Below are 16,190 nucleotides of genomic sequence, written 5' to 3'. Positions count from 1 at the left end.
CGCAGCGCCCAGGCGCCCCCCATGGGCGGCGCCTCGGCCATAGGGTGAGGCACCGTGTCGTTGATCACCAAGTCTGAAGGACGGCCCATGCCCCGTCGACGTACGGAGCCACGCGGATGAGCGCGGTCATCGAGATCGAGGGTCTGCGCAAGACCTTCCACAGCCTGCGCAACGGCCGACGGGTGGCGGTGGACGGCTTCGACCTGCTGGTGGAGGCGGGCCAGGTGCACGGGTTCCTGGGCCCCAACGGCTCGGGCAAGACCACCACCCTGCGCGCCCTGCTCGGGCTGGTACGCGCCGACAGCGGGCGGATGACCGTGTTGGGTGAACCGTCGCCGGAGCTGCTGCCCCGGGTGGCGGGCCAGGTCGGGGCCATCGTGGAGAGCCCGCAGTTCTTCGGCAACTTCACCGGTCACCGCACCCTGCGGCTGTTGGCCCGGGCCGGCGGGGTGCCGGTCTCGCGGGTGGACCAGGTGCTGGATCTGGTGGGTCTGCACGACCGGGGCGATGATCGGGTGAAGAGCTACTCGCTGGGCATGAAGCAGCGCCTGGCGGTGGCGTCCGCGCTGTTGAAGGACCCGCGGTTGCTCATCCTGGACGAGCCGGCGAACGGGCTGGACCCGGCGGGCATCCGGGAGATGCGGGACCTGATGCGATCGCTGGCGGCCAACGGTGTGACGGTGCTGGTGTCCAGTCACATCCTGGGCGAGATCCAGCTGATCTGCGACCACGTCACGATCATTTCGCGGGGACGTCGGGTGGCGGCCGGCCGGGTGGACGAGGTGCTGGCGGGTCACGACCGGCATGAGTTCCTGGTGCGGGTGGCCGAGCCGGAGCGGGCCGTCGAGCTGCTGCACGCGGCCGGCCTGACGGCGGTCGTCGACGGCGAGGCGCTGGTGGTGAGCGGGGTGGGTGACCCGACGGTGGTCAGTCGGGCGCTCGGCGAGCAGGGGCTGTGGGTGGGCGAGCTGACGCCGCTGCGGCCGGACCTGGAGAGCGTCTTCCTGGAGCTGACGGGCGCGTACGGGCCTTCGTCGGTGCCGCGGCAGGTCGACGACTCGTCGCCGCCGCGCGACGGCGCTGTTATCGATCTCGATCGGGGAGTGGACGCGTGAACCTGGTTCGTGCCGAGTTGGAGCGGCTGTCCGCGCGCCGCTTCGTGCAGCTCATGGTCGTCCTGTTGGTCTTCGCGTTCGCCGTCACGGCGGCGACCACGCTGGCTGGCTCGCACAAGCCGACCGCCAGTGAACTGAACTCGGCGCGGCAGCAGGCCGTCGACGCGCGTCGGAGCATGGAGACCACGCACCAGGAGTGCCTGGCCCGCCTGCAGGAAAGGTCGCCGACCGACACGAGCGAGTACTTCGCCGACTGCGCGGATCTCGACCCGGTCCGGCAGGAACGGCTGCCGATCGCCGCCGACTTCCTGCCGGGGGTGTTCAGCTTCGCCGAGCAGGCCGAGTCGCTGCTCTATTTCCTGATCGCGTTCCTGGTGCTGTTCGGCTTCCTGGTCGGCGCCTCCTACATCGGCGCGGATCTGAACTCGGGCGGCGTGGTGAATCTCCTGCTCTGGCGACCGCGCCGGTTGACGGTGCTCGCGGCCAAGTTGGGCACCCTGCTGGGTTCGGTGCTGGCCCTGTCCCTGTTGGCGTCGGTGGTCTACCTCGCCACCTTCTGGGTGATCGGGCAGAGCGCCGGGCTGCCGGGCCGGTTGGACGGTGACTTCTGGGGTTCGCTCGGCGCGGTGCACGGCCGGGGCATGGTGCTGGTGTTGCTGGCCTCCGCGCTCGGCTTCGCGATCGCCACGCTGGGTCGGCACACGTCGGCGGCGCTGGGGGCGGTGGCGGCGTACGCGGTGGTGTGGGAGTTGGGCGGCCGTCTGGTGCTGCAGATCATCGACGCCCGACGGCCGGACCGACTGATGCTCTCCAGCTACATCGGGGCGTGGCTCAGCGGCGAGTCACGGTTCTTCGACCCGCAGCTCTGTGCCGCCACCGCGGGCACCGGCTACTGCTCGGGCCTCTACACCCTGACCTGGGGCCCGGCGCTGCTGGTGCTGGTCGCGTTGACCGGCGGGCTGACCGTGCTGGCGTTCGCCGTGTTCCGTCGCCGCGACCTGATCTGACGCCGCGCCGGGCCGCCCGTCCCGCGATGGGCGGCCCGGCGCACCGGGACAGCCCGGTACGCGGCAAGGGCTTGCGACTCACCGAGGCGCGGTGAAATATTCCTTCACATGACCGCCGCAGCGCGCTCAGCCGACGGTGGAGCCGAACACCTCGTCGCGCACCGCGTCCAGGGCGGTGCGCAGCGCGCCGTGCAGGATCGGCTCCTCGGTCAGCCCGGTCGGCACCACCCGCGGCTGGACCAGGGTGATCGCGGCAACCTCCTGCTGCACCCGGTCGGCGAGGGCCGCCCCACCGGCCTGGCCCACCTCGCCGGCGAGCACGACGAGCGGTGGGTCCAGCACCACGCAGGTGCTGGCCACGCCGAGCGCGAGCCGGCGGGCCAGTTCGTCGAGCATCGGGCCGCCGTCGGCGCCGGCCGCGACGGCCGCGCGGACCGCCTCGGCGGCGTCGGCGTCCGGGTAGCCGTGCTCGGCGGCCACCGCGCGCACCGAGTCCGCGCCGACCAGCTGCTGGAAGGCCGGCTTGGCGCGCCGGGAGACATCGCGCGGGATGGGTGCGCCGGGCACCGGCAGGTAGCCGATCTCGCCGGCCGCACCGCTGCTGCCGTGGTGCAACCGCCCGCCCAGCATGATCGCCAGGCCGACGCCGGCACCCACCCAGACCAGCACGAAGTCCGCCAGCCCCTGGGCCGCGCCGGACTGCGCCTCGGCCACCGCGGCCAGGTTGACGTCGTTCTCGAAGACCACCGGCGTGTGCAGGTCGTCCCGCAGCGCGGCGAGCAGGCCGCTGTGCCAGCGGGGCAGGTTGAAGGCGAAGGTGATGTCGCCGGTGCCGGGGTCGACCAGGCCCGGCGTGCCGAGCACGATGCGTCGTACGCTGCTCAGCTGCGCCTGGGCGCTGCTCGCCGCCTGCACGACGGCGTTGTGCACCACGCCCACCGGGTCGTCGGTGTCCCGGGTCGACTGTTCCACCCGGCCGATGACGGCACCGGTGATGTCGGCGCACGCGGCCACCACCCGGTCCGGCCCGACGTCCACGCCAACCACGTGCGCGCTGCCCGGGCGGACGGCGTAGAGCTGGGCGTTCGGCCCGCGCCCGCCGGCCTGCTCGCCGACCCGCGCCACGAGGCCGCGCTCCTCCAGCCGCTCGACCAGTTGCGAGGCGGTGACCTTCGACAGCCCGGTCAGCTCGCCGAGTCGAGCCCGGGTCAGCGGGCCGCGCTCAAGGAGCAGCTCCAGTGCGGCACGGTCGTTGAGCGCCCGCAACAGGCGGGGGGTGCCGGGCAGCCGGGTCGCACTCATGACACGTCCTCTAGTTTTAGTAAACTTTGCTAACTGTAAACCAACCTGCGAACGGGTAGCCGTAGCGTAACGGCCACCCGGCGGTGGGACGCTCGGCCAAGTCGGTAGGGCCAGGACCACCACCGGTACGACGTTTCGTACCCGCGGGACACCGAAGGGGGAAGATCACGTGGGGTTGGATCCAGGACTGCGCCGGCTGGCGCTGGGCACGCTCCTCGCCGCGTACCCGGGACCGGTCCCGCCGGACTGGGCGGTCGACCTGCTGGCCGACGGCCTGGCCGGGCACACCCTGTTCGGCACCAACGTGCACGACCCCGCCCAGGTGGCGGCGAGCACCGCCGCGCTGCGCGCCGGTCGGCCGGACGCGCTGATCGCCATCGACGAGGAAGGCGGCGACGTGACCCGGCTGGCGCACGCCACCGGCAGCCCGTACCCCGGCAACGCCGCCCTCGGTGCGATCGGCGACGTGGCACTCACCCGGCGGATCTACCAGGCGATCGGCGCCGAACTGGCCGCGCTCGGCATCACCGTCAACCTCGCCCCCACAGTCGACGTCAACACCGCCGACGACAACCCGGTGATCGGCACCCGGTCCTTCGGCGCGGATCCGGTGCGGGTAGCCGCCCACTCGGCCGCCGCCGTGACCGGGTTGCAGGCCGCCGGCGTGGCCGCCTGCGCCAAACACTTCCCCGGGCACGGCGCCACCGTCAAGGACTCCCACCACGAGCTGCCCACCGTGGACGCCGCGCTGAGCCTGCTCCGCCAGCGGGACCTACCGCCGTTCGCGGCCGTCGTCGCCGCCGGCGCTCGCGCCGTGATGACCGCGCACATCCGGGTGCCGGCACTCACCGGCGCCGACCCGGCCACCTTCAGCCGCGCCGTCCTGGTCGACCTGCTGCGCACCGAGTACGGCTTCACCGGCACCGTCATCACCGACGCGCTGGAGATGAAGGGGGCCGCGGTGGCCGCCGGCGGCGTCGGGCCGGCCGCGGTCCGGGCCCTGAGCGCGGGCGCCGACCTGCTCTGCATCGGCGCGCGGGTCGACGCCGAGCTGGTCGAACGGGTGGCCGCCGAGATCGTCGACGCGCTCGCCGACGGCCGGCTCGCGATGGCCCGGGTCGAGGAGGCCGCCGGTCGCGCCGCCGATCTCGCCGCCTGGACCCGGGCCGCCAGCGGGTCGCCGGGCACCGAGGACGCCGACCTGGGGTACGCGGCGGCGCGCCGGGCGATCCGGGTGGACGGCCAGCTCACCGGCCTGGACCAGGCACTGGTGGTGCAACTGCACACCGAGTCGACGATCGCCGAGGGCCGGGTGCCGTGGGGCCTCGGTCCGCACCTGGACGGGGTGCCGGAAATCCGGGTGATCGCCACCGAAACCGACCCGGCCACGCTGCGCGGGTTGGCCGGCGACCGTCCCATCGTGCTGGTCGGGCGACACCTGCACCGGCTGCCCGGCGGCCCGGAGCTGATCGCCGACCTGGCCGCGCAGCACCCGGTGACAGTGGTGGAGATGGGCTGGCCGGCGCAGTGGCGGCCAGCGGGCGTCCGCGCCTTCGTCACCACCTACGGAGCGAGCCACGCCAACGGTCGCGCTGCCGCCGAGGCGCTCGGCCTGGCCGGCTGAGCCATCCGTTCCCCGATCGGTGCTCGACCTCATTCGCACGCTCCGTCACTGACCCGCCGACCCGCTCGATCGGGCGAAGAAGCAGGTCAAGTCCACTTCTCGACACTCCGAACCGACAGCTTCAACCTTGCCCCGAGCCTTCTCGATACGTAGCGTGATCGACACGTAGCGGCTCGCCCCCGGGCGAGGCCGTTACACCCGGAACCGGGGCCTGGGGGGAGGTTGCGGACCGTGGATCCGGCCCGGGATCCACGGTCCGTGCCCAATGCCGACTCAGCCACGGACCCATCCGCGCCGATCTTGCAGTTTCGGTCGTCGAGATGCGGGCCAATGCCCGCTATGTCGCAACAGAAAACGCAAGATCGCGGGCCGCTTGGGCTGGGGGGCGCGGGTCAGCGCGGATAGACCCCGTACGCGCGCCAGCCCCGGTCCGGGAACCCGGCCGCTTCGGCGACCCGGGCCGAGGCGTGATTGTCCCGCTCGTGCAGGTAGGTGGGCACCGCACCCTCGTCGAGCACCCGCCGTGCCGCCTGGGCCACCAGTCGACGGGCGAGGCCGCGCCCCTGGGCGGCCGGCACGGTGCCAACTGCCAACTCGTGCCCGTACGCGTCGTGTCGTTTGATCCCGGCACCGGCCAGGTAGGCGCCGTCCGGGGCACGGACCACGAGCACCGGCCGATCGAAGAGCCGCAGCCAGGGCGGCAGCCCGGCAGCTGTCGGCTCGGTCCACTCCCCCACATCGGGCAGCGGCGCGGGGGCCACGCTCCACCGGAAGGGGCCGTCGTGTACGCAGAACTCGGGCCGGCCGACGGCCTCCGGCAGCGCGGCGAGCAGGCGGTTCGGCGTACGGCGGGCCAGCGCGCGGATCGCCGCCACGCGGTCCGGCGCCACGGAGAGCACGGCGCTGCGCCCGGTGTCCACGGCGAGCGCGGGGCGCAGTCGGCCGTCCCAGGCCGGTTTGGCCCGCCGCTGCGAGGCGACCACGTGCAACCCCGGCCCGGCCGGCCACTGGCCGAGCCAGCTGGCCAGGTGCAGGTGAAGTCGCCGGTCGAGCATGCGCACCTCCCCGGTCACCCGACCCGTCGTGGATCACCGTACGCCCGGACGGCGGGGCCGGGCGCAGGATACGTCAGAGCCGAGTGGGCAAGGGGTACGGGAACCAGGAGCACAAATCGACCGTCATATGTATTTCCATACCTGGACACCTTTCTTTGGGACGGTGAACGCATGCCGATTCAGCCGAACGACCAGTACGAGCAGGACCCCGAGCGACTCTGGCGGGCGGCGGAGGCCGTCGGCGGCAATCCGCCCCAGCCGCGCTACCGGAACCCCCGGACGGTCGGCAGCGGCGACCTGTCGTGGGCCGGGCTGAACAAGCTGCCCGCCGGCAGCTCCAGTCGGCACCGCCTGAACACCCACTGACGCCGGCCGTCACGGCGACCGCCGGGAAGTACGGGGGGCGACACACCGGAGGAGGTCCAGCGGCGGCTTTCGCACACCTGTCGGGTAATTTCTTGTGGTCCCTCATCCCGGCCTACGACAGGAGAAGCTCCGCGCATGGGCAAGAAGACGATCCACGTCTCCGACTTCACCGGCACGGTTCTGCAGCAGGACGACGAGGTGGTCCGCGTCGTCGTGCTGGAGCACCCGGACCTGGTCGCCGGGCCCGTGCAGTTGGACGCCACCCCGGGCGAGGTGGAGAACATCGACGACGCCGCGCTGGACGTGGCGGTGGTCGAGATCCACGACCGGCACGGTGGCGGCGAGCCTCGCCGGGTGGTGCTGACGGCCAGCGAGTTCGACGCGATGGCCACCGACGTGCCGATGGCGCAGTTGCTGAAGACGGCCGAGCGGGTCCGCCCTCCCAAGGCCCGCAAGAGCGCCGAGAAGATCGACTACGGCACGCTGGAGCACGCCGGAAAGCCGCACCGGGGTCGGGTCACCGAGGAGGAGGCGCGGCTGGTGCGCGAGCAGCTCGACGAGGTCAACAAGCGCCTCGCCGACGCGGGCGTACGCCAGATCGACCCGACCGATCCGGAGCACGCCCTGCGGTACGGCTTCCCCGACGTCTCCTGACCGACCCGCGTCAGCGGGCCTTCCCGGCCCGCTGACCGATGGCGGCGTCGGGCTATCGGGCGTCGTCACCTGGTTCGGCGTCGTTGACCGCCCTGGTGGCGTTGACCGCCGCGGCGAGGGCGGCGACCAGGTCGGTCTCGACCGCTGCCTTCTCCAGGCCGAGGTCGGTGAGCACACCAGCGCCGTCCTCCTGTTCGAGCAGGGCGAGCAGGAGGTGCTCGGTGCCGATGTAGTTGTGCCCGAGACGCAGCGCCTCCCGGAAGGTCAGCTCCAACGCCTTCTTGCCGCGTGCGTCGTACGGGATGAGGTCCGGGACCTGCTCGGACCGCGGCGGGAGGACGGCTGCGACCGCCTCGCGCACCGCCTCGGGAGTGACCCCGCGACCGGCCATCACCCTGGCGGCCAGCGCGTCCGGCTCGGCGAGCAGGCCCAGCACCAGGTGCTCGGGGCCGATCTCGACGTTGCCGCTGGCGCGGGCCTCCTCCTGGGAGGCCATCACGACGTTGCGGGCGCGCGGGGTGAACCGGCCGAAGCCGGCGTTGGGGTCGAGCGCGGCCGCGTCGGTCGCCTTCGGCACGAAGCGCTTCTGGGCGGCCTGCTTGGTGACCCCCATGCTGCGGCCGATGTCGGTCCAGGAGGCGCCCGAGCGCCGGGCCTGGTCGACGAAGTGCCCGATCAGATGGTCGGCGACCTCACCGAGGTGGTCGGCGACGAGCACCGCGTCGGTGAGCTGGTCGAGCGCGTCGGTGTGCAGCTTCTTGATCGACTGAATGAGGTCGTCGAGCTTCAGCGCGTTACTCATCTCGCTGGGTTCCGTCATGCGTCAACTATAGGTTGACGACCCCCCTTCGTCAACGCTGGGTTGACGTTTCCGTCTCCGATCACGCACCCGTCCGGGCGTACTCCGGTAGGCGTCGGGCGACGGACGCCGGGGACGGCATGGCGGCGATCTCCTCGGCGACCGCGCGGGCCGCGTCGCGCTGCCCGACGGTGCCGTGCCGGGGCAGCAGCCGGTGGACCTGCTCGGCGACCGCAGCAGCGTCCACCTCCCCGGGGAGGAGCCGAAGACCCAGCCCGGCGGCGGCGAGCACCTCCGCGTTGGCGAACTGGTCCGCGCCCTGCGGCAACAACAACTGGGGTACGCCCGCCGCGAGCGCGCCGAGGGTGGTGCCACTGCCCCCGTGATGCACCACCACGTCGACCAGCGGCAGCAGCTCCGCCTGCGACACCCACCGGTGGACGCTGACCTGGTCGGGAATCTCGCCCAGCTGTTCCACCGGCACCCGGCCGGCCGCGACCACCACCTGCGCGTCCAGCGCCGCCAGACCGGCGATGGCGGTGCGCAGCAGCTCCGGCGTGCCGAACGCGGTACCGAGGGTCAGATAGATCAACGGGCGGGGGGTCCGACGGCTCACCCGCTCGGGCAGCGGAGCCGGCGTCGAGAAGGCGACCGGTCGCAGCTCGATCCGGCGTTCGGTGGCGAGGAAGTCCCTGTCCTGCAGCGACGGCGGCCAGATGTCCAGGTGCGGTCGACCGACGACCTCGGCGTTCCTGGTGGGCAGCTCCAGACCGATGCCCTCGGGAAACATCCGGCCGAACCCGTGCCACAGACCCGGGATGCCAGCCCGGTGGGCCGCCACCGCCGCTCCCGGCAACCCCCACTCGTGCACCACCAGGTCCGGCCGCAGGCGCGCCAACTCCGGTGCGAGGTCCTCGGCGTACACCTCGTAGAAGGCGTCGCCGGGGCGGAACGGCCGCAGGCCGTGCGCGGCCAGTGGCGCGTGCACCTCCGTACCGGCGGCGAAGTGGACCTCGTGCCCGGCGTCCCGGGCGGCGATCGCCAGCGGGATCAACGGATACGTGTGACCGACTGACGCAAGACTGGCGAACAGCACGCGCATGGCGTCGGACCCTACCCGCCACACCGGGGCCCCGTCGCCGGCCCATATACCGTGGGCTCCGGTCGAACGCGGTCACCGGCGGGAAGGGCGGGTCATGCGTCTGCACGTGGGGTGCGCGATGTGGAGTCACCGGTCGTGGCCGGGCCACCGGCTGCCGCCCACGGAGCGCCTGCGGCACTACGCCAGCTGGTGCGACGCGGTGGAGGGCAACACCACGTTCTACGCGACCCCGACCCGGGACACCGTCGCCTCGTGGGCCGCCCAGACGAGCTCCTGCTTCCGCTTCGTCCTGAAGCTCCCCAAGGTCATCACACACGAACGGCGGCTCACCGACGTCGGCGAACCGCTGCGCGCCTTCCTGGACGCGATCGAACCGCTCGGCCCGCGCGCCCACGCCCTCTGGATCCAGCTACCCGGCTCGTTCGCGCCCGGCGACGTCCCGACCCTGGGCCGTTTCCTGCAGCAGCTTCCGCAGTCCCACCGGTACGCGGTGGAGGTCCGCCATCCCGCGTTCTTCACCGACGCCCACCCGGCCCGACTGCTCGGGGCGACCCTCGCCGCCGCCAACGCCGAATGGATCCCCTTCGACACCACCGCCTTCTTCGCCAGCCCACCAACCAGCGACGCGGAACGGGACGCCTGGTCCAAGAAACCGCGCGTGCCGCTGCGATCGCTCGCGCTCACCGACCGGCCGATCGTGCGCTACCTCGGTCGCGACGACCCGACGCGCACCGTCGAGGGATGGCAGCGCTGGATCGACGTGACAGTCACCTGGCTGCACGAGGGGCGCTCCCCGACGGTGTTCATCCACACCCCGGACAACTCCGACGCACCGGCGCTCGCCCGCCGGTTCCACGACGAGGTACGGGCGCGCGTACCGGGACTCGCCGCGTTGCCCGAGCCGATCCCGGTCGAGCCGCTGACCCTGTTCTGACCGGGACCGCTCAGCCCTGCTGGTCGAGCAGTTCGTCGAGGTGGGTCGCCGTGCTGATCAGCGACAGATGGCTGAACGCCTGCGGGAAGTTGCCGATCTGCTCGCCGGTCGGCGCGATCTCCTCGGAGTAGAGGCCCAGCGGGTTGCTGTAGGTGAGCATCTTCTCGAACGTCAACCGGGCGTCGTCGACTCGGCCGGCCAGCGCGAGCGCCTGCACGTACCAGAAGGTGCACATGTTGAACGTGCCCTCGGTGCCGGCGAGACCGTCCGGCGACGCGCTCGGGTCGTAGCGGTAGACCAGGCTGTCGGAGACCAGGCCGGTGTCCATGGCGCGCAGCGTCGACTCCCACATCGGATCGGTGGGCGAGATGAAGTTCAGCCCCGGCATCGCCAGCAACGAGGCGTCCAGGATGTCCGAACCGTAGTGCTGCACGAACGCGCGCCGCCCACTGTGGAAACCACGGGTCATGACCTGCTCGTAGATGGCGTCACGCTCGGCGGACCAGCGGGCGATGTCGCCGGGGCGGCCCCGGCGTCGCGCGATGCGGATGGCCCGGTCCAGCGCGACCCAGGACAACACCCGGCCGTACGTGAAGTCCTGCCGACCGGACCGGGTCTCCCAGATGCCGTCCTCGGGTTGGTTCCAGTGCTCACAGAGCCAGTCCATCAACCCGGCCGTCTTGCGCCACCCGTCGTACGGCGCGATCAGGCCGTTGCGGTCGGCCAGCTCCAACGAGACGAGCGCCTCGCCGTAGATGTCGAGTTGGAGTTGGTCCGCCGCGCCGTTGCCGATCCGCACCGGCGCCGAGCCGCGGTATCCCTCCAGGTGGCCCAGCACCTCCTCGGGGAGGTCCGGTGAGCCGTCGATGCGGTACATGATCTGCAGGGGCATGGCGCCGTCGCGTGCCTCACGGATGCGCGCATTGAGCCAGAGCAGATACTTCTGGGCCTCGTCGGTGAAGCCCAGGCGCAGCAACGCGTGCACGGAGAAGGACGCGTCCCGGATCCAGGTGTAGCGGTAGTCCCAGTTCCGCTGCCCGCCGATCTGCTCGGGAAGCCCCGCGGTGGGCGCGGCGACCAGAGCACCGGTCGGCGCGTACGTCATCAGCTTGAGGGTCATCGCCGACCGCTCGACCACCTCCCGCCAGCGGCCCTTGTAGCGGGAACCGCCCACCCACCGTCGCCAGTGGTCACGGGTCTCGGCGAGCAGGTCGCACGCCTGCTCGGTGCTGAGCGCGCGGGGCGCGCGCGGGGCGCCGACCGTCTCCAGGGCAACCCCGCCGATGTCGCCCGCGTGCAGCGTGAACCGCGCGGACACGCCGTCGGCGTCGCGGTGGAAGTCCCCCACGTGGAACGCCCGCTCCACGTCCTTGAACGCGGCGAGGGTGAAGGTCAGCGTCGGGCTCCGGAAGAGGTCACCCTCGGGGTGCACCTCCAGCTCGAACGGGTCGCGCCCGTAGTTGAACCGTGGGCGGCACTGGACGCGGAACCGCATGGTCCCCCGCACCATCCGGACCAGCCGGATCAACCGGTGCTCATCGGTGGCCTGCGCTCCCGTCACGGGCATGAAGTCCAGCAGCTCACCGACACCGTCGGCGGTGTGGAAGCGGGTGATCAGGATTGGCGTGCCGGGCAGGTAGAGCTGTTTGCTCGTGTAGTCGACACCGTCGGGCGAGAGCTGGAAGTGGCCTCCGTTGCGGCGGTCCAGCAGCGCGCCGAAGACGCTCGGCGAGTCGAAGCGGGGCGCGCAGAACCAGTCGACAGTGCCGTCCGTGCTGATCAGTGCGGCGGTCTGCAGATCACCGATCAGACCGTGGTTCTCGACTGCCGGGTAGCTCTCCACGCTGTCCCCCGCCGCTCGTACGGGCAATGGCGGGGACTACCCGTGAGCTGACGAAAGATGCCGCCCGTCGGTGTCGGTTCCGGCCCGGGACGACGCGTACCGTCGACATCACCCCGTCCCGGCACCACCGCCATCGACGAGAGGACAACCCATGAGCCTGCGCGGATTTGCCACACTCAACATCTGGGCGGACGACGTGGCAGCGGCCACACGGTGGTACGCGGATCTCCTCGGCGTCGAGGCGTACTTCATGCGCCCGGGCCCCGACGGACGCCCGGCCTACACCGAGTTCCGCATCGGGGACTACCAGGCCGAGCTGGGCATCATCGACCGCAGGTTCGGGCCGGCCGGCGCGGCGAGCGGGCCCGGCGGCGTGGTGATGCACTGGCACGTCGACGACCTCGACGCGACCGTCGAGCGGCTGTTGGCGATGGGCGCCACCGAGTACCAACCGATCACCGCGCACGGGGACGGCGGGTTCATCACCGCGTCGGTGGTCGACCCGTTCGGCAACGTGCTGGGTGTCATGCAGAACCCGCACTACCTCGACGTCCTCGCCGCATTGAAGGCGGAATGACGGTTAGTGGGCGGGATTCGGGGTGTGCGGTAGTTTGCCCAGCTGACGCCAGTTCGTCTCGGCGACGTCGACGCCGTAGTGCTTGGCCGCGGCGAGGATGTTCTGGAAGGCCAGGTCGCGGTCGGCGTCGGTGACGCCCTGCACCTGGTCGAATCGGGCGATGGCGTTGCGGACGTGACCCGCGTCGGTCATCGGCTCCTTGCGTTTCCCGGGGAACGCGAAGACGCTCTCCGGCAGCTCGCGCTTGTCCTTGTCCGACAGGGTGCCGTGCTTCTCGTGGGGCTTCCAGGTTGATGTCATCGCCCAGCATTACCCGCACGCGGCCCGGTAGCACCTCCGGAGCCGGCATTATCCGGACGATCGCCACCGACAAGATCCATACCATGCCGGCACCACCGGGTGGAGCCGAAGCCCTTCACTGGCTGTCCTTTGTGGAGTGCGAGCATTGCCGGCATGGATATTTACGAGGATTCCCGTACGGTGTCCCGCTCCGACCTGGCCGCCTGGCTGCGCCAGCTGGCGAACCAGCTGGAGTCTGACGGGCGGCTCTTCTACGGCGCGGCCGGCGCGGTGACCGTCGCGGACGCGGTGCGCTGCGAGCTGGAGATCGAACGGGAGAGCGAGACGGAGGTGTCCGTCGAGATCGAGTTCTCCTGGACCGAACCGGCGCGCGTCACGGTGGCCGACGAGCAGGAGCCCGCCAAGGACGCCGAGGCCGCCGAGCCGGCCGAGACCACGCCGGAGCCCGCCAGCTAGCGACGTCGGCGGCGCCGAGCCGGGCGCCGGACCTGTGACAACTCGGGCTGTCACGAGCAGCCGGGGGCCAGGCCCGTGTCGGCCTGGCCCCCGGGGTCTGGTCGGTCAGCTACGCAGCGTCCACTGCTGGTTCGTGCCGCCGTTGCAGGACCAGAGGATGATCTTGGTGCCGTTGGCGGTGGCAGCGCCATTGGCGTCGAGGCAGAGCCCGGACTGGGCGTTCGTGATGGTGCCGTTGGCGTTGACGTTCCACTGCTGGTTCGCACCGCCGTGGCAGTCCCAGATGATGACCGCGGTGCCGTTGGCCGTGCCGGCCCCGGAGGCGTCCAGGCACTTGTTGCCGTACACGGTCAACTGCTTGCTGGCGGTCTGGGTCCACCGCTGGTTGCTGGCGGTGGAGCAGTCCCAGAGCTGGGTCTGGGTGCCGTTGGTGGTCGAGGAGTTGGGCACCTCGACACAGCGGCCGGACTGGCCACCCACGAGCTGCCCGTTGCCCGTACCGCTGCCACCGCCCTGCTGCTGCCGGACGATCGACGTCGACTCGGCCGACCGGTTGCCCTGGGCGTCGACGACGTAGAGCCGGTACTCGCCCTGGGTGCTCGGCACGGCGATGGACGTCGCGGTGCCGGACGCCCTGGTCATCGTCGCGCCGGCGGTGAAGGTGGTGGTGCCGTACGGAGCCAGCCAGACCGACTTGGCGGCGTCGCCGGTGCTGCGAATCGGGATCGACGCGGTGGCACTGGTGACGAAGGTGCTGGCCGGCAGCACGTAGTTCGGCGCGGAAAAATTGCTCGCCGGAATGATGTCCCGGTACGCGTCCTCCAGACCGGAATTCGCGGCGATTCCGTACGCCGTGGCCGGCCAGACATAATCCGAGGAGACGATGATGTCGCCGATCGTGCTGTTCGGCAGGTTCTTGTTCGAGACCTTGTTGATCGGCCCGTAGATCTGCGTGATGCTCAGGTCGTGCTTCCGCCCGAAGTCGTCTGAGTTGATCATCCAGGTGACGTTCTTGTCGATGCTCAGGACATTGTCCCGGAAGGTGATGAACGCCGATCCCTCATCCGGGTGCAGGCCGTACTTGTGGCCGGACGGAACACCCTGGAGGTAGTTGTTGGTGATGGTCGTTCCGGGCTGACTACCGAGCGTGTAAATGGGCGCTGTGTCGCTGAGTCGCTGCACCGTGTCGATGATGTGGTTGTAGCTGATGGTGTTGTTGCGCGCCGTCGTGGTCGGTCGGTTCGGCACGATCGAGCCCGACGATCCGTCGAAGTTCCACCAGCCCCAGCCGAGCGTGATGCCGGACCACGGGGCTTTCTCGATCCGGTTGCGCTGGATGGTGAGGGTGTCGGCGAAGTACGCCGAGATCGGGCTGTGCCCGTTGAACAGCACCGCGCTGTCGTACAGGTAGTTGTTCTTGATGTCGATGTTCTTCGGCAGCCCCTCGACCGACGCGGAGTACTTCTCCCGGTTGGTCGACGTGCCGTCTCCGATGTAGACGTGCTGGGGATGGCCGACATTGATGGCCGACCCGGCGATGTCGTTGGTGGCGTTCCCGATCAACTGAGTGCCCTGCACGTCGTTGACCATGCTGATCCCGTCGGCGCCGGTGTGCTCGATCCGGTTGCGTTGCAGCAGGAGGCCGTCGGCGTTCTGGATCTGGACGATGGCGGGGGTGACATCCACGTTGCGGTAGTAGTAGACGTGGAAGTTGCCCTTCGCGTACACCTGCGCTCCGAGGTTGCCCTGCTGCGCCTGCTTGAAGGACGATCCGGCGACGTTGAACAGATTCCAGTCCGAGTGCCGCACCGTCAGCCCGGAGAACGTGATGTTGCGGGCATGGCTGGTCGTCGAGGTGCCGGCGACGCGGAGCACCGTGGTGACGTTGTTCGGCGCGTAGACCGTCGCTGTCGACATGTTCTCGGCGCTGGTCTTGTAGTAGTAGACCGTCTTGGCGCCCTTGTCGAAGTAGAACTCGCCGGGCGCGTCCAGGAACTCGTACGCGTTCATGAGCTTGTGGGTGCCGCCGACCTGGGCGTTGCCGTTGAACGCGCCCTGGGCGATGGCCGCACCTGGTTGCTGGAAGAGGGCGACCCGGTTCGCGCCGTCGGTGGTCACCTGCCGGACGCCGACGATGGCCGTGGTCCAGGTCGTGCCCGTCTCGATCTCGATGTCGTCCTGGTTGCGCGCGATGGCGGGGAAGTCGTTCTGGTTGTACCTGGCGCCGTCGCACTGCGACCCCGACTCCCAGGCCCACGCGGCCTGGCCGGCCGTGATGTTGTACGTCCCGAAGCACCCGCCCGAGCTGACCGTCTTGGTCGCCATGACCGCGCGCTTGTCGTTGACGTAGAGCGCCCGCAGCTTGTTGGCGCGGTCGAGGGGGGCCTTCCAGATGTTGCCGCTGTGCTGGGTCCACCCGGTCACCTGGACGCCACCGTCAAGGATCGGCTTCTCGTTGGAGTAGGCCCCGTAGCTGACCCGGAATCCGTTGGTGCCGGAGTCGCTCGCCCCGAATTCGATCGTGCTGCTCACCGGATAGGTGCCGCCACGGAGATAGACGTTGATGTCGCCGGTCATGTTCGCGCTTATCGGGCGGACGACGTCCCGGGCCCGTTGAATCGTCTTGAACGGGGACTGCAACGTGCCTGGGTTGGCGTCGTTGCCGTCCGGGGCCACATAGTAGGTCGCCTGGACTGCGGCCGAGGCCGGCAGTTGGTGTGCCAGCACGGCCGGCAGTGTGGCGGCGACAAGCGCCGCCACCGCCAACAATGACGTTCGCGCGGTGGATATGGCTGACTTCACGTCTGTTCCTCTCACTGGTCGTCGACGTGTGGGTGCCCAATGCGGGTATCGAGCGACGAGTACGGAACAGGGACGCCACCAAGGCCGGCGGGGACTTTCGTCGCCCCGACCGCACTCTTTGTTAACCGCCCCGAAATTCTTAGTGGGAGCGTAGGTCACACATCTGACCAATGCAACCGTCAATTGGGGGGCGTCTATGCCTAAATGCACCCGGACCGGGCAGATCGGCCAGAGTGCTCGGGCACCCCCGGGTG

General features: G+C 70.6%; 15 protein-coding genes. 8 read left to right on the top strand and 7 right to left on the bottom strand.

Annotation, left to right across the window (positions count from 1 at the left end):
• The first annotated feature begins 116 nt into the window (after positions 1 to 116).
• Together ACX27O_RS07095 and ACX27O_RS07090 are read left to right on the top strand one after the other, a co-directional pair.
• On the top strand, positions 117 to 1,115 hold the full coding sequence (locus ACX27O_RS07095) for an ABC transporter ATP-binding protein (RefSeq protein WP_030331119.1): 999 nt from the start codon (positions 117 to 119) through the stop codon (positions 1,113 to 1,115).
• Positions 1,112 to 2,122, top strand: a complete 1,011-nt coding sequence (locus ACX27O_RS07090; RefSeq protein WP_030331121.1) for an ABC transporter permease subunit — start codon at positions 1,112 to 1,114, stop codon at positions 2,120 to 2,122. Before ACX27O_RS07095 ends, ACX27O_RS07090 begins: the two co-directional genes overlap by 4 nt.
• Before the next feature lie 126 nt (positions 2,123 to 2,248).
• Here the strand turns inward: ACX27O_RS07090 and ACX27O_RS07085 are convergent, their stop codons facing one another.
• Entirely contained in the window at positions 2,249 to 3,424 is a 1,176-nt protein-coding gene (locus tag ACX27O_RS07085) for an ROK family transcriptional regulator (RefSeq protein WP_030331123.1), read from the bottom strand.
• Positions 3,425 to 3,593: 169 nt separating this feature from the next.
• Here ACX27O_RS07085 and ACX27O_RS07080 point away from each other — a divergent pair, with 169 nt between their 5' ends.
• Positions 3,594 to 5,048 (top strand): glycoside hydrolase family 3 protein, encoded by a 1,455-nt coding sequence (locus ACX27O_RS07080; protein WP_458939088.1) that lies wholly within the window; start codon positions 3,594 to 3,596, stop codon positions 5,046 to 5,048.
• Positions 5,049 to 5,440: 392 nt separating this feature from the next.
• Here ACX27O_RS07080 and ACX27O_RS07075 read toward each other — a convergent pair whose 3' ends face one another.
• On the bottom strand, positions 5,441 to 6,103 hold the full coding sequence (locus tag ACX27O_RS07075) for a GNAT family N-acetyltransferase (protein ID WP_210865181.1): 663 nt from the start codon (positions 6,101 to 6,103) through the stop codon (positions 5,441 to 5,443).
• A 171-nt stretch (positions 6,104 to 6,274) separates the two neighbouring features.
• On the opposite strand from ACX27O_RS07075, the gene ACX27O_RS07070 reads away from it, so the two are divergent.
• A complete protein-coding gene (locus ACX27O_RS07070) occupies positions 6,275 to 6,469 on the top strand; it encodes a DNA repair protein (RefSeq protein WP_210865180.1) in 195 nt (64 codons plus the stop codon).
• A 135-nt stretch (positions 6,470 to 6,604) separates the two neighbouring features.
• Positions 6,605 to 7,123 (top strand): hypothetical protein, encoded by a 519-nt coding sequence (locus ACX27O_RS07065; protein ID WP_030331132.1) that lies wholly within the window; start codon positions 6,605 to 6,607, stop codon positions 7,121 to 7,123.
• Positions 7,124 to 7,175: 52 nt separating this feature from the next.
• Here the strand turns inward: ACX27O_RS07065 and ACX27O_RS07060 are convergent, their stop codons facing one another.
• Positions 7,176 to 7,943 carry a Clp protease N-terminal domain-containing protein gene (locus ACX27O_RS07060; RefSeq protein ID WP_030331134.1) on the bottom strand — a complete coding sequence of 256 codons (768 nt, stop codon included), beginning with the start codon at positions 7,941 to 7,943 and terminating at the stop codon, positions 7,176 to 7,178.
• A gap of 61 nt (positions 7,944 to 8,004) precedes the next feature.
• Positions 8,005 to 9,024: a glycosyltransferase gene (locus ACX27O_RS07055; protein WP_210865179.1), complete on the bottom strand. Its 1,020-nt coding sequence runs from the start codon at positions 9,022 to 9,024 to the stop codon at positions 8,005 to 8,007.
• 118 nt (positions 9,025 to 9,142) lie between these two features.
• On the opposite strand from ACX27O_RS07055, the gene ACX27O_RS07050 reads away from it, so the two are divergent.
• On the top strand, positions 9,143 to 9,958 hold the full coding sequence (locus ACX27O_RS07050) for a DUF72 domain-containing protein (RefSeq protein WP_458939112.1): 816 nt from the start codon (positions 9,143 to 9,145) through the stop codon (positions 9,956 to 9,958).
• A gap of 10 nt (positions 9,959 to 9,968) precedes the next feature.
• On the opposite strand, the gene ACX27O_RS07045 is transcribed toward ACX27O_RS07050, so the two are convergent.
• Complete coding sequence (locus tag ACX27O_RS07045) at positions 9,969 to 11,801, bottom strand: glycoside hydrolase family 15 protein (protein ID WP_030331140.1); 1,833 nt, start codon at positions 11,799 to 11,801, stop codon at positions 9,969 to 9,971.
• A 151-nt stretch (positions 11,802 to 11,952) separates the two neighbouring features.
• Between ACX27O_RS07045 and ACX27O_RS07040 the strand changes: the two genes are divergently transcribed.
• On the top strand, positions 11,953 to 12,378 hold the full coding sequence (locus ACX27O_RS07040; protein ID WP_210865178.1) for a VOC family protein: 426 nt from the start codon (positions 11,953 to 11,955) through the stop codon (positions 12,376 to 12,378).
• 3 nt (positions 12,379 to 12,381) lie between these two features.
• Here ACX27O_RS07040 and ACX27O_RS07035 read toward each other — a convergent pair whose 3' ends face one another.
• Positions 12,382 to 12,678 (bottom strand): DUF6582 domain-containing protein, encoded by a 297-nt coding sequence (locus tag ACX27O_RS07035; RefSeq protein WP_210857980.1) that lies wholly within the window; start codon positions 12,676 to 12,678, stop codon positions 12,382 to 12,384.
• Between the two features lie 153 nt (positions 12,679 to 12,831).
• Between ACX27O_RS07035 and ACX27O_RS07030 the strand changes: the two genes are divergently transcribed.
• Positions 12,832 to 13,134: an amphi-Trp domain-containing protein gene (locus ACX27O_RS07030; RefSeq protein ID WP_458939087.1), complete on the top strand. Its 303-nt coding sequence runs from the start codon at positions 12,832 to 12,834 to the stop codon at positions 13,132 to 13,134.
• 105 nt (positions 13,135 to 13,239) lie between these two features.
• Here the strand turns inward: ACX27O_RS07030 and ACX27O_RS07025 are convergent, their stop codons facing one another.
• Positions 13,240 to 15,936, bottom strand: coding sequence for an RICIN domain-containing protein (locus ACX27O_RS07025; protein ID WP_358125782.1), 2,697 nt, complete (start codon positions 15,934 to 15,936; stop codon positions 13,240 to 13,242).
• Positions 15,937 to 16,190: the final 254 nt, after the last annotated feature.

Source organism: Micromonospora sp. SD19, from assembly GCF_054462275.1.
Note: the sequence above shows the minus strand (reverse complement) of the source record. Positions and strands in the feature narration are given on the sequence as shown.